The sequence below is a fragment of the Streptomyces sp. NPDC002825 genome, assembly GCF_040295385.1.
In the GTDB taxonomy this organism is placed as follows: Bacteria; Actinomycetota; Actinomycetes; order Streptomycetales; family Streptomycetaceae; genus Streptomyces.
Genome location: NZ_JBEOVH010000001.1, coordinates 144,556 through 157,329, shown reverse-complemented (window position 1 = coordinate 157,329; position 12,774 = coordinate 144,556). Strand labels below are relative to the sequence as shown.

10 protein-coding genes are annotated in these 12,774 nt (G+C 72.0%); 6 read left to right on the top strand and 4 right to left on the bottom strand.

Translation table 11 applies throughout. The features are described from left to right. Nucleotides 1–25 precede the first annotated feature (25 nt). Nucleotides 26–2,152: a SpoIIE family protein phosphatase gene (locus ABT041_RS00720; protein WP_351176737.1), complete on the top strand. Its 2,127-nt coding sequence runs from the start codon at nucleotides 26–28 to the stop codon at nucleotides 2,150–2,152. Between the two features lie 432 nt (nucleotides 2,153–2,584). Then, on the top strand, nucleotides 2,585–3,400 hold the full coding sequence (locus tag ABT041_RS00715) for an MBL fold metallo-hydrolase (RefSeq protein ID WP_351176734.1): 816 nt from the start codon (nucleotides 2,585–2,587) through the stop codon (nucleotides 3,398–3,400). Here the strand turns inward: ABT041_RS00715 and ABT041_RS00710 are convergent. Together ABT041_RS00710 and ABT041_RS00705 are read right to left on the bottom strand one after the other, a co-directional pair. Next, on the bottom strand, nucleotides 3,397–4,455 hold the full coding sequence (locus ABT041_RS00710) for an AI-2E family transporter (RefSeq protein WP_351176731.1): 1,059 nt from the start codon (nucleotides 4,453–4,455) through the stop codon (nucleotides 3,397–3,399). The two genes, ABT041_RS00715 and ABT041_RS00710, sit on opposite strands and share 4 nt — an antisense overlap. A gap of 143 nt (nucleotides 4,456–4,598) precedes the next feature. Further along, nucleotides 4,599–5,561 (bottom strand): pirin family protein, encoded by a 963-nt coding sequence (locus tag ABT041_RS00705; RefSeq protein ID WP_351176728.1) that lies wholly within the window; start codon nucleotides 5,559–5,561, stop codon nucleotides 4,599–4,601. 228 nt (nucleotides 5,562–5,789) lie between these two features. Here ABT041_RS00705 and gcvH point away from each other — a divergent pair, with 228 nt between their 5' ends. Beyond that, nucleotides 5,790–6,185 (top strand): glycine cleavage system protein GcvH, encoded by a 396-nt coding sequence (gcvH, locus tag ABT041_RS00700; RefSeq protein ID WP_351176725.1) that lies wholly within the window; start codon nucleotides 5,790–5,792, stop codon nucleotides 6,183–6,185. A 158-nt stretch (nucleotides 6,186–6,343) separates the two neighbouring features. On the opposite strand, the gene ABT041_RS00695 is transcribed toward gcvH, so the two are convergent. Beyond that, complete coding sequence (locus tag ABT041_RS00695) at nucleotides 6,344–6,862, bottom strand: SseB family protein (protein ID WP_351176722.1); 519 nt, start codon at nucleotides 6,860–6,862, stop codon at nucleotides 6,344–6,346. A 344-nt stretch (nucleotides 6,863–7,206) separates the two neighbouring features. On the opposite strand from ABT041_RS00695, the gene ABT041_RS00690 reads away from it, so the two are divergent. The 3 genes from ABT041_RS00690 to ABT041_RS00680 all read left to right on the top strand — a co-directional run bounded on the left by ABT041_RS00690 (nucleotide 7,207) and on the right by ABT041_RS00680 (nucleotide 10,882). Next, the gene (locus ABT041_RS00690) at nucleotides 7,207–9,036 is read left to right on the top strand and encodes an acyl-CoA dehydrogenase (RefSeq protein WP_351176719.1); all 1,830 of its coding nucleotides are present in this window, start codon (nucleotides 7,207–7,209) and stop codon (nucleotides 9,034–9,036) included. Between the two features lie 172 nt (nucleotides 9,037–9,208). After that, nucleotides 9,209–10,516, top strand: a complete 1,308-nt coding sequence (locus tag ABT041_RS00685; RefSeq protein ID WP_351176716.1) for a M18 family aminopeptidase — start codon at nucleotides 9,209–9,211, stop codon at nucleotides 10,514–10,516. A 42-nt stretch (nucleotides 10,517–10,558) separates the two neighbouring features. Next, entirely contained in the window at nucleotides 10,559–10,882 is a 324-nt protein-coding gene (locus ABT041_RS00680) for a hypothetical protein (RefSeq protein WP_351176713.1), read from the top strand. Here the strand turns inward: ABT041_RS00680 and ABT041_RS00675 are convergent, their stop codons facing one another. After that, nucleotides 10,883–12,676 carry an NHL domain-containing thioredoxin family protein gene (locus tag ABT041_RS00675; protein WP_351176710.1) on the bottom strand — a complete coding sequence of 598 codons (1,794 nt, stop codon included), beginning with the start codon at nucleotides 12,674–12,676 and terminating at the stop codon, nucleotides 10,883–10,885. Nucleotides 12,677–12,774: the final 98 nt, after the last annotated feature.

Below are 12,774 nucleotides of genomic sequence, written 5' to 3'. Positions count from 1 at the left end.
TGTCCGATATTCATAAAGTGGGGCAATGCGCACCGAGGACGTCCTGGCCGCGATCGCGACCGGCCTGTGGCGCTGGGACAACGCGTCCGGGATCGTCTCGCTCGACGCCGAGGCCGCCCGGCTGCTCGGGCTGCCCGCCGAGCCCGTGCGGCTCACCGAGGCGGCCGTGCGGTCGCGTTTTCATCCCGTCGACTGGAACGAGATCGACGGGGTGGTCAACCTCGCCGTCGCCGAGGGCACCCTCGCCGAGGCCCGGCTGCGGATCATGGACGGGCACGGACGGGTGATCCGTACCGTACGGAGCAGGTCGAAGCCGCTCATCGAGGGGAACGACTACCAGCTGGTCGGCACGCTCCAGGAGGTCGCCGAGCAGATGCCGGGCACCGCCGCCCGTACGCCCATCACCGGCGACTGGCGCCGCTCCCGGGAGGCCTTCCTGCTCGACGCGGGGCGGGCGCTCGCCGAGGCGCGGTCCACGGCCGAGGTGCTGCGGGTGGCGGCCTCCCTGTCGATGCCGGGCTTCTCGCCGGACGGGCTCGCCGTCTTCGGCGTGGCCGGCGAGCGGCTGACGGTGATCGGGCACCACGGGCACAGCGAGGGCGACGAGGGCCCGTTCTCCTCGATGTCGCTCGACACGGACTATCCGGCGGCGGAGGTCGTACGGACCGGGCGGGCGATCTATCTGCCGACGCCGGAGGAGTACCTGCGGCGGTTCCCCATGACGTGGCCGCTCGCGCAGCGGTTCGGGCGCCGCTCCTGGGCCTTCGTGCCGCTCGTCGTCGCCGGGCGGACGATGGGGGCCTGGATGGCGGCCTTCAAGCACCCGGTGGCGTTCACGCCCGACGAGCGGTCCGTGCTGACGACCGTCGCGCGGATGCTCGCGCAGGCCCTCGCACGCGCGGGCGTGGCCGAGTCCGAGCGCGAGCTGTCGCTCGGACTCCAGCGGACGATGATGCCGGTCCTCGGCCCCGGCATCCCCGGCATCCAGGTCGCCGCGCGGTACGTGCCGACCGGCGGCGGGCTCCAGGTGGGCGGCGACTGGTACGACATGATCCGGCTGCCCGGCGGCACCTCCCGCACCGGTGGGAGCGGTCCGGGCCGGATCGCGCTCGTCATCGGCGACGTGCAGGGGCACGACGTGCGGGCGGCCGGTCTGATGGGACAGCTGCGGATCGCCCTGCGCGCGTACGCCTCCGAGGGCCACCGGCCGGACGCGGTCCTCTCCCGCGCCTCCCGGTTCCTGTACGGGATCACCGACGGGGACGACGGCGACGGCGGGGAGGGCGGCGGTCCGCGTTTCGCCACCTGTCTCTACCTGGAGGTCGACCTGGAGACCGGGGCCGTCGACATCGCGCGGGCCGGGCATCCGGATCCGGCGGTACGGATGAACGACGGAACGGTTCTCCTCAGGCCCACGGCCGGCGGGCTGCCGCTCGGCATCGACCCCGACACCGACTACCCGACGACCCGGCTCACGCTGGACCCCGGCGAGACCCTCATGATCTGCACCGACGGGCTCCTGGAGACCGGCGGGCACGACCTGGACAGCGGCTGGGAGCGGGTACGGGCGCTCCTGGAGTCCCACGACGGCGAGGACCTGGAGGGGCTCGCCGACGCGCTCGTGGAGGCCGTCCACGGGCCCGGCTCGCACCACACGACGGGCCCGCTCGCCGACCGCCGCGAGGACGACATCGCCGTCCTGCTGCTCTCCCGCCGGCCCGCCGGCACCGTACGGGAGGCCCCCCGCCGCACCCTGATGTCGATCGCCCAGGCCGAGCCGGAGCGGATCGCGGAGGCCCGCGAGCAGGTCCGGCAGCTGCTGCACGACTGGTCGGACGAGGACCAGCTGGACTCGGCGGTCCTGATGGTCTCCGAGATGGTCACGAACGTCCTCGTCCACACCGACGGCGACGCGCTGCTCGTCGCCGAGGTGGCGTGCGGCGAGAAGTCGCGGCGACTGCGGGTGGAGGTCTCGGACGGGAGCGACGAGCTGCCGCACAAGCGGCACCCGGGGGAGATGGCGTCGAGCGGGCGGGGACTGGTCCTCATGGAGATGCTCGCGGACGCGTGGGGGGTGGACCCGCGGGGCGAGGGCAAGGCGATCTGGTTCGAACTGAACGAGCCGGAGTCGGGAGACGGCTGCTGCCGGTAGCCCCCCGTTGTGGGCATGCGTTCCGCCGGGGCGGTGCCCACCCCCCGTTGTGGGCATGCGTTCCGCCGGGGCGGAACGGGTGGGCACAACGGAACGGCGCCCTTGCCGGCGCCAGAGGCTCAAGCGCCCTGACCCGCACCACCCGCTCGGTGCCATGGGGTGCGGGTCCAGGCGCGGAACGCGGAGGCGCCGCGAGAGGGCGCCGTCCCGTGTGCCCACCCGTCCCGCCCAGCGGGACGATTGCCCACACGGGGGTGGGCCGGGGCACCGCCCCGCCGGGCGCGGGCCCCACACGGGGGTGGGCCGGGGCACCGCCCCGCCGGGCGCGGGCCCCACACGGGGGTGGGCCGGGGCAGCGCCCGCCCAGGCGCGGGGCTCGTAGTCGGCGCAGACTGGTTTCGTACGGTCGCGCGGGGGACCTCGGAGCGCGTCATGGACACCCACAAGGTCGGCAGCGACACCACGGTGATCGCCGACAGTCTCGAGATCCCGGGCATCGGGCACGTCCCCGTCAACGCCTACGTCCTCACCGCCGCCGAACCCGTCGTCGTCGACACCGGGCTCTCCGTCGAGGACCGCGACTTCGTCGCCACGCTCGCCGGGGTGATGGACCCGGCCGATGTCCGCTGGATCTGGCTCACCCACCCCGACCGGGACCACACCGGCGGGATCTTCCCACTGCTCGAAGCGGCTCCACGCGCGCGCGTGGTCACGACCTTCCTCGGCTTCGGGATCATGACGACCGAGCGGGCGCTGCCGATGGACCGGGTGTACTTCCTCAACCCGGGCCAGTCCCTCGACGTCGGCGACCGGGCGCTGCACGCCTTCCGGCCGCCGCTCTTCGACAGCCCGGCGACCGTCGGCTTCTACGACGACCGGACCCGGATCTGCTTCAGCTCCGACTGCTTCGGCGGCCCGATGCCGAGCGCCGAGATCGCCGAGAGCGGGCACGCGAGCGATCTGAAGCCGGAGGAGCTGCGGCGGGCGCAGCTGCTGTGGGCGACGCTCGACAGCCCGTGGGTGCACGTGGTGGACCCGGAGAAGTACCGGGCGACGCTCGCGCCGCTGGCGGAGCTGAACCCGGAGATCGTGCTGTGCACGCATCTGCCGCCGGCCGTGCGGATGACGGACCGGATGCTGGAGACGGTCGCGGCCGCCCCGGACGCCGACCCGTTCGTCGGCCCCGACCAGGCGGCGCTCGAACAGCTCCTGGCCTCGTTCGAGCCGGGCGGTCTCGCGCCTGCCTAAGGGGCGTCGGCGGGTGCGCCGTACCTCGTACGCAGCTCCCCCAGGATCCCCGTCGCCGCGGCCGTCAGCGGTACGGCGAGCAGCATGCCGAGCACGCCCGCGACGGACGCCCCGGCGGTGATCGCGAGCATCACGACCGCCGGGTGCATCTGCACGGTCCGGCTCTGGACGAGGGGCTGGAGGACGTGGCCCTCGATGACCTGGACGGCCAGGACGATGCCGAGCACCCACAGCGCGATGACGAAGCCCCGGTCGGCGAGGGCGACGAGGACGGCGACCGCGCCGGAGAGGAAGGCGCCGAGGTACGGGATGTAGGCGGTGACGAAGACGAGCGCGGCGAGTCCGACCGCGCCGGGCACGTCGAGGACGACCAGGCCGATGCCGATGAGGACGGCGTCGACGAGCGCGACGAACGTCGTGCCGCGCATGAAGCCCTCGACGGCCTCGAAGGCACGGCGCGCCATGGCCTCGACGAGGTCGCCGCCGGCGCGCGGGGCGAGGGAGCGCAGGGCGCCGGCGGCCCGGTCGGAGTCCTTCAGGAAGAAGAAGATGAGGAGCAGGGCGAGGACGGCGGTGGCGAGCATCTGGCCGACGACGCTGAGCCCGCTGATGACTCCGGAGGCGGCGGTGCCGCCGAACTCCCTGAGGAGCTTCTCGGCGTTGCCGGCGAGGTCGTCGAGGGAGGTGCCGGCCGCGCCGAGGTGCTTGGCGATGTCGCCGGCGGCCTGCCGGAGCGAGGCGACGATCTGGTCGCCGGTGTCGATGAGGGCGACGACGACGATGTACGTGGCGCCGCCGACGACCACGAGGACGGCGACGACCGTGAGCGCGGCGGCGAGTCCCTTGCGGACCCTCATGCGGACCAGGCGCCGGTGGAGCGGTCCTAGGAGGGCGGTGCCGAGGATCGCGAGGAGGACGGGGGTGACGGCCGTCTTGAAGACGACGCAGAGCCAGATGAAGACGGCGGCGACCCCGGCGGCGAGGAGCAGGACGACGCACCAGGCGGCGAACCGGCGGGCGGGTTCGGGGAGGAGCGGCGCTCGGCTGGTCTGCACCTCATCACCGGACCATGCCCGTCGGCGCGTCGTCGCCCGCTGACGGGCCGTACGGGTGACGTGCCGTCATCGGGCGTGGCGAGGCGGTACGGGTCGGGGCCGGGCGCCCCGTACCGTACCGCCCGCGTCGTGCGGTCCCGCCGCTACTCGCCCATGCCGTGGACCGCCGGGATCGTGCCGAGGCGGCCGGCCTGGAAGTCCTCGAAGGCCTGGCGGAGTTCGGCCTGGGTGTTCATCACGAAGGGGCCGTAGTGGGCCATGGGCTCACGGATCGGCTGTCCGCCGAGGAGCACGACCTCCAGGTCGGGGGTGTTCCCGTCCTGCTTCTCGTCGGCGCGGACGGTGAGCGCGCCGCCCTTGCCGAAGACGGCGGTCTGGCCCATGTGGATCGGCCGCCGTTCGGCGCCGACCGTGCCGCGGCCGGCGAGCACGTACGCGAGGCCGTTGAAGTCCTCGCGCCAGGGCAGGCTGATCTCGGCGCCGGGGCGCAGGGTGGCGTGGATCATCGTGATCGGGGTGTGGGTGATGCCGGGCCCCTGGTGGCCGTCGAGCTCGCCGGCGATGACGCGGAGCAGCGCGCCGCCGTCGGGGGAGGTGAGGAGCTGGACCTGGCCGCCGCGGATGTCCTGGTAGCGGGGGGCCATCATCTTGTCGCTCGCGGGCAGGTTCACCCAGAGCTGGAGGCCGTGGAAGAGGCCGCCGCTGACGACGAGGGACTCCGGCGGGGCCTCGATGTGGAGGAGGCCGGAGCCGGCGGTCATCCACTGGGTGTCGCCGTTGGTGATGGTGCCGCCGCCACCCTGGGAGTCCTGGTGGTCGAAGGTGCCGTCGATGATGTAGGTGACGGTCTCGAAGCCGCGGTGGGGGTGCCAGGGGGTGCCCTTGGGCTCTCCGGGCGCGTACTCCACCTCACCCATCTGGTCCATCATGATGAACGGGTCGAGGTACTGGTAGTTGATCCCGGCGAACGCGCGGCGCACCGGGAATCCCTCGCCCTCGAACCCCGAGGGGGCCGTGGTGACGGCGAGCACGGGGCGGGCGACGGCGTCGGCGGTGGCGGCGACGCGCGGCAGGGCGAGCGGGTTCTCGACAGTCACAGCGGGCATGACCGGACCTCCTTGGGTGCGACCTTGTACGACCACTTTAGTTGAACGCTGAACTTTCTGCCACCCAGAACGCGGAACCGTTCCGCGTCATTCCCGGGCATCCCGTCCGGACGGCCGAAAGCCGCCCACCCGTCCGAGTGAGCCACGCCCCCGCGCCCCCGGCCACTCGGGCACGCTGTCTCCGCCGGGCAGACCACCGGCACCCCGACGGCCCCTGAAGGAGCCCGCATGTCGTACTACCCGGAGCACCTGAAGTACTCGAAGGACCACGAGTGGGTGGAGGTGACGGGCGACAGGCGCGTGCGCGTCGGCATCACCGACTTCGCGCAGAAGCAGCTCGGCGACATCGTCTTCGTGGACGTCACGGCGGTGGGCCGCGACATCGAGGTGGGGGAGGAGTTCGGCACCGTGGAGTCGGTCAAGTCGGTGAGCGTGCTGTACGCGCCCGTCGCCGGCCGGGTGACGGCCAAGAACCCCGAGCTCGACGGCGAGCACGAGCTGGTCAACTCCGACCCGCACGGCGACGGCTGGATCATCGAGATCGAGACGTCCGGCAGCGGCATGCCGGCCGGACTGCTCGACGCCGCGCAGTACGCGGACCACATCGCGGCGGAGGCGGAGTAGGCCGCACGGGCAACGGGCGGGCCCGGCGACCCCCGAAGGGGTGCCGGGCCCCGCCCGTACACGTCCGTGCGGCCGCGTGCGCGCCTCTGCACCTCCGCGCTTCCGCGTCTCCGCGCTTCCGCGCTTCCGCGCTTCCGCGCCTCCGTCAGCCGTACGACTCAGCCGTACATCCGTCGCATCGCGAAGTCGACCATCTGCTCCACGGCCTTCGCGTCGAAGACCATGCGGTGGTCGCCCTCCATGTCGAGGACGAAGCCGTAGCCGGTCGGCAGCAGGTCGATGACCTCGGCGCCGGTGATGACGAAGTACTTCGACTCCTTGCCCGCGTACCGCCGCAGCTCCTTGAGCGAGGTGAACATCGGGATGACCGGCTGCTGGGTGTTGTGCAGGGCCAGGAAGCCGGGGTTGTCGCCGCGCGGGCAGTAGACCTTCGAGGTGGCGAAGATCTGCTGGAAGTCCTCGGCGGCGAGGGTGCCGGTCGTGAAGGCGCGTACGGCGTCGGCGAGGGAGGGCGGCGAGGGCTCCGGGTAGAGCGGGGGCTGCTGCTGGGCGTAGCCGCCGCCCTGCATACCGGCCTGCATACCGCCCTGCATTCCGGCCTGCGGCGGGGCGTACTGCCCCTGCTGGGGCGGTGCGTACTGCTGCTGGGCACCCGGGTTCTGCTCGTAGCCGTACATGGGCCCCAGCCTATCGAGACGCGTTCGCGCACCTCTACAAGTCGGGGCATGGAGGGGACTCCAGGAGGGGGGGTGGCCGTCCGCCGGCACACGGGACGGACGCTCGATCACCCACCGTAGCGGATCGGTTACGCATCACACCCCGCTCGCCGGGATTCTTCACCCCTTCGTCGACGAGCCCCCGACCTCCGTTGACCACGGCGGTTGACGTCACGGACGTCACAGATGGCCGGATAGGGGTTGCTTCTTATTACCGGTGGGTAGCATCATCGGAGAGAGCGTGTTGCTACTCGCTGGTACGTGTACGAGGAACCTCCCTCCCCGAGCCTTACGGAGCCGTCGCCATGGGGCACTACAAGTCGAATCTCCGCGACATCGAGTTCAACCTCTTCGAGGTCCTCGGCCGCGACAAGGTGTACGGCACCGGTCCGTTCGAGGAGATGGACGTCGACACCGCCAAGAGCATCCTCGACGAGATCCGCCGCCTCGCCGAGAACGAGCTCGCGGAGTCCTTCGCCGACGCCGACCGCAACCCGCCGGTCTTCGACCCGGAGACCAACACCGCCCCGGTCCCCGCCACCTTCAAGAAGTCGTACAACGCCTTCATGGAGTCCGAGTACTGGCGCCTGGGCATCCCCGAGGAGATCGGCGGCACCGTCTCCCCGCGCTCCCTCATCTGGGCCTACGCCGAGCTGCTCCTCGGCTCGAACCCGGCCATCTGGATGTACTCCTCCGGCCCGGCCTTCGCCGGCATCCTCTACACCGAGGGCAACGAGGCGCAGAAGAAGGTCGCCCAGATCGCCGTCGAGAAGCGCTGGGGCTCCACCATGGTCCTCACCGAGCCCGACGCGGGCTCGGACGTCGGCGCCGGCCGCACCAAGGCCATCCAGCAGGAGGACGGCTCCTGGCACATCGAGGGCGTCAAGCGCTTCATCACCTCCGGTGAGCACGACATGGAGGAGAACATCCTCCACTACGTCCTCGCCCGCCCCGAGGGCGCCGGCCCCGGCACCAAGGGCCTGAGCCTCTTCCTCGTCCCGAAGTACGAGTTCGACTGGGAGACCGGCGAGCTGGGCGCCCGCAACGGCGTCTACGCCACCAACGTCGAGCACAAGATGGGCCTCAAGGCCTCCAACACGTGCGAGATGACCTTCGGCGACCAGCACCCCGCCAAGGGCTGGCTGATCGGCGACAAGCACGACGGCATCCGCCAGATGTTCCTCATCATCGAGTTCGCCCGCATGATGGTCGGCACGAAGGCGATCTCCACCCTCTCCACGGGCTACCTCAACGCCCTGGAGTACGCCAAGGAGCGCGTCCAGGGCACCGACCTGGCCAACTTCATGGACAAGGCCGCCCCCAAGGTCACCATCACGCACCACCCCGACGTCCGCCGCTCGCTGATGACGCAGAAGGCGTACGCCGAGGGCATGCGCTCCCTCGTCCTCTACACGGCCTCCGTGCAGGACGAGATCGCGGTCAAGGAAGCCGCGGGCGAGGACGCCAAGGCGCTGCACGGCCTCAACGACCTGCTCCTGCCGATCGTCAAGGGCTACGGCTCCGAGAAGGGCTACGAGCAGCTCGCGCAGTCGCTCCAGACCTTCGGCGGCTCCGGCTTCCTCCAGGAGTACCCGATCGAGCAGTACATCCGGGACGCCAAGATCGACACCCTCTACGAGGGCACCACGGCCATCCAGGGCCAGGACTTCTTCTTCCGCAAGATCGTCCGCGACCAGGGCGCCTCCCTGAACGCGCTGTCCGAGGAGATCAAGAAGTTCCTCGCGGTCGGCACCGGCGGCGAGGAGCTGGCCGGCGCCCGCGCCGCGCTCACCAAGGCGGCCGTCGACCTCGAGGCCATCGTCAAGAAGATGCTCGACGACCTCATGGCCACCGGCGAGGACGTCAAGAACATCTACAAGGTCGGCCTCAACACCACCCGCCTGCTGCTCGCCTCCGGCGACGTCGTCGTCGGCTACCTGCTGCTCCGCGGTGCCGCCGTGGCCGCCGAGAAGCTGGCCGAGGGCGCCACGGGCAAGGACGTCCCCTTCTACCAGGGCAAGATCGCGGCCGCGAAGTTCTTCGCCGCCAACGTCCTGCCCGGCGTCTCCGCCGAGCGCGCGCTGGCCGAGGCCGTCGACGGCTCGCTGATGGACCTGGACGAGGCCGCGTTCTAGGACGCACCTCGCTCCGCAGACACGGCCCGTCCCCGGGGAGGGGGGCGGGCCGTTCTGCTTTTTCTGGGGGCTCGTTCGCCAGGTCCACGGGGGTGCCGACGGCCCCTCACGGCCCCGTTCCCTTTTTCCGGGGTCCCGTATTCGGATTCCGGTCCCTGCGTAAGGTGAACCCATGAGCAGCGCAGCTTCCCGTCCCACCGCCGGTCCGTTCGACCGCGGCCACACCGACGACCTCATGGCCTTCCTGACGGCCTCCCCCTCGCCGTACCACGCGGTGGCGAGCGCCGCCGAGCGGCTCGAGAAGGCCGGCTTCCGCAAGGTCGAGGAGACCGCGGCCTGGGAGGGGACGAGCGGCGGGAAGTACGTGATCCGCGGCGGCGCGATCATCGCCTGGTACGTGCCGGAGGGCGCCACCGCCCACACCCCGTACCGGATCGTCGGCGCCCACACCGACTCCCCCAACCTGCGCGTCAAGCCGCAGCCCGACATGGGCGCCCAGGGCTGGCGCCAGGTCGCCGTCGAGATCTACGGCGGCACGCTGCTCAACACCTGGCTCGACCGCGACCTCGGCCTCGCCGGCCGGCTCACCCTCCGCGACGGCAGCCACCACCTCGTCAACGTCGACCGGCCGCTGCTGCGCGTGCCGCAGCTCGCCATCCACCTCGACCGCCAGGTCAACGACGGCCTCAAGCTCGACCGTCAGCGCCACATGCAGCCCATCTGGGGCATCGGCCAGGTCCACGAGGGCGACCTGATCGACTTCGTCGCCGCCGAGGCCGGCGTCGACGCCGAGGACGTCACCGGCTGGGACCTCATGGTCCACGCCGTCGACGCCCCCGCGTACCTCGGCCGCGACCAGGAGCTCCTCGCCGGACCGCGCATGGACAACCTCATCTCCGTCCACGCCGGCGTCGCCGCGCTCGCCTCCCTCGCGGGCCGCGACGACCTCCCGTACATCCCGGTCCTCGCCGCCTTCGACCACGAGGAGAACGGCTCCGAGGCCGACACCGGCGCCCAGGGCCCCCTCCTCGGCAACGTCCTGGAGCGCTCCGTCTACGCCCGCGGCGGCTCCTACGAGGACCGGGCCCGCGCCTTCGCCGGCACCGTCTGCCTCTCCTCCGACACCGGCCACGCCGTCCACCCCAACTACGCGGAGCGCCACGACCCGACGCACCACCCGCGCGTCAACGGCGGCCCGATCCTCAAGGTGAACGTCAACCAGCGGTACGCCACCGACGGCAGCGGCCGCGCGGTCTTCGCCGCCGCCTGCGAGAAGGCGGGCGTGCCCTGGCAGTCCTTCGTCTCCAGCAACGACATGCCCTGCGGCACCACGATCGGCCCGATCACCGCTGCCCGCCACGGCATCTCGACCGTCGACATCGGCGTCGCGATCCTCTCCATGCACAGCGCCCGCGAACTGTGCGGCGCGGACGACCCGTACCTCCTCGCGAACGCACTGGTCGCGTTCCTGGAGGGCTGAGCGAAACATCCGCGAAAGCCCCGGGCTGACAGCGTGGCCCTCATGGAACGTCATGAGGGCCCGCCCCGGGGGAAGTTCGCCGTCGCTCTCACCGCCGCCGTGGTGCTCGCCACGGCGGCGGGAGGAGCCGTGATCGCGCGCTACGACGACGACCCGCCGTGGGGCACGGACATCGCGTACGAGGGCGGCTATCTCCAGGCCGTACGGATCGTCAGGTGGCGCCCCCTGCGCGAGGGGGAGTGCGCCGACATGGAACGGCAGGGGATGGGCGGCGACCGGGCCGTGCACGACCCGGCGGCCTGGGTGGAGGGGTGCCTGGACGGGGCCGCGGGGCGCCCGTCCAGGAACCAGGGGATCGTCCGCTGACTAGCCGTCCATGCCGGCGAGGATCAGCGGGAGCCGGGCGACGCCGTCGGCCGTGACCTTCACCGGAACACCCCAGTCCTGCTGGTGGACGTGGCAGGCGGGGTACTCGTTGGCCGGGTCGTCGTCGCAGGACGCGGCCATGGCGGAGACGTGGAGCACGCCCTCGGTGATCTCGGGGTTGAGGTCGAGCTCGCGGAAGAGATCGGTCCCGGTCCCCTCACCGCCGAGGAGCAGCTCCGGCGGGGTCGAGGAGACCAGGAGCCGGGTGGAGGGCCCGTACCGCTCGTCCAGCTTCTGCCCGGTCGGCGCCTGGAAGACGACGTCGAGGCGGAGGCGGCCCGGGGCGACCTCGGTGGCCTCGCGCTGCGTCCGGTAGGCGGCGGCCTCGACCCGGACGGCCTCCTCGGGCAGCCGCAGCCGGGTCAGCCGGTGCCGGGCGGACTCGACGACGACGATCTCGTCCCCGACGAGCACGGCGTCGCTGGGCTCACGCAGATCGGTGGCGAGGGTGGTGACCTCGCCGGTGGCCGGGTCGAAGCGGCGCAGGGCGTGGTTGTACGTGTCGGAGACGGCGACCGAGCCGTCGGGCAGGGCGGTCACGCCGAGCGGGTGCTGGAGCAGGGCCTGGTCGGCGGAGCCGTCGCGGTGCCCGAAGTCGAAGAGCCCGGTCCCGACGGCGGTGTGCACGACTCCGTCCGTATCGATCCAGCGGACGGCGCTGGTCTCGGAGTCGGCGATCCACAGCCGGTCCTCGGTGGCGGCGAGCCCGGAGGGCTGCGCGAACCAGGCCTCGGCGGCGGGCCCGTCGACGAGCCCCTCGTTGGTGGTGCCGGCGGCGACCTCGACGGTCCCGGTCCCGGGGTCGTACGTCCACAGCTGGTGCACACCGGCCATGGCGATCCACACCTTGCCCTGCCACCAGGCGACGTCCCACGGCGAGGACAGGTCGACGTCGAGGGCGGGCCCGGAGGTCGGGGACCCCTGCCACCACTGCTTCCCGGTGCCGGCGACGAGCTCGATCGCACCGGTGCCGGGGTCGTACGTGCGCAGGGCGTGGTTCACGGTGTCGGCGACGACGACCTTGCCGCCGGGGAGCAGCGCGAGCCCCTGGGGCTCCCGGAAGATCCCCTCCCCGATCCGCCGCACGACGGTCTCGCCGTCCTCGGCGAGCTCGACGAGCTGGTGCCGGGTGGTGTCGGAGACGAGGAAGTTCCCGCCCTCCAGCACGACGGCCTTCCCGGGGAACCGCAGATCGGTCGCGACGGGCTCGGGCGCCACGTACGGCCCGTCGCCGCGCCGCAGCGTCCCCTTGGCCTCGTGCTCGGCCTCCAGCTCCTCGACGAGCGTCCGGATGGCGTTGGCGTGCCCCTCACCGGCGTGCTGGGCGACGACGTACCCCTCGGGGTCGATGACGACGAGCGTCGGCCACGCGCGCACGGCGTACTGCTTCCAGGTCGCGAGCTCAGGGTCGTCGAGCACGGGGTGGTGCACCTCGTACCGCTCGACGGCGTCGACGACGGCCTGATGCTCGGCCTCGTGCACGAACTTCGGCGAATGCACCCCGACGATCACGAGCGTGTCGCGGTGCTTCTCCTCCAGGTCCCGGAGCTCGTCGAGGACGTGCAGGCAGTTGACACAGCAAAACGTCCAGAAATCGAGCAGAACAATCTTTCCTCGCAGATCGGCGAGGGTCAGTTCTTCTCCACCCGTGTTCAGCCAGCCGCCCTTGCCGATCAGCTCGGGGGCGCGGACACGGGCACGTCGGGGCGCGGGGGTGGGCGCGGAGTCGTTCATGGTTCAAGGGTGCCGTACGGGTGGAAAACCGGGGCCGGGTGGGGGGACGGGGCGTGTCCTGGGTGGGGGCGGGGTGGGGGCGGGCGGTGGCATGGGGC

Coding starts and splice junctions, on each gene's coding strand:
- ABT041_RS00720 (WP_351176737.1), top strand. CDS start 26: ATGCGCACCGAGGACGTCCTGGCCGCGATCGCGACCGGCCTGTGGCGC.
- ABT041_RS00715 (WP_351176734.1), top strand. CDS start 2,585: ATGGACACCCACAAGGTCGGCAGCGACACCACGGTGATCGCCGACAGT.
- ABT041_RS00705 (WP_351176728.1), bottom strand. CDS start 5,561: ATGCCCGCTGTGACTGTCGAGAACCCGCTCGCCCTGCCGCGCGTCGCC.
- gcvH (WP_351176725.1), top strand. CDS start 5,790: ATGTCGTACTACCCGGAGCACCTGAAGTACTCGAAGGACCACGAGTGG.
- ABT041_RS00695 (WP_351176722.1), bottom strand. CDS start 6,862: ATGTACGGCTACGAGCAGAACCCGGGTGCCCAGCAGCAGTACGCACCG.
- ABT041_RS00690 (WP_351176719.1), top strand. CDS start 7,207: ATGGGGCACTACAAGTCGAATCTCCGCGACATCGAGTTCAACCTCTTC.
- ABT041_RS00685 (WP_351176716.1), top strand. CDS start 9,209: ATGAGCAGCGCAGCTTCCCGTCCCACCGCCGGTCCGTTCGACCGCGGC.
- ABT041_RS00680 (WP_351176713.1), top strand. CDS start 10,559: ATGGAACGTCATGAGGGCCCGCCCCGGGGGAAGTTCGCCGTCGCTCTC.
- ABT041_RS00675 (WP_351176710.1), bottom strand. CDS start 12,676: ATGAACGACTCCGCGCCCACCCCCGCGCCCCGACGTGCCCGTGTCCGC.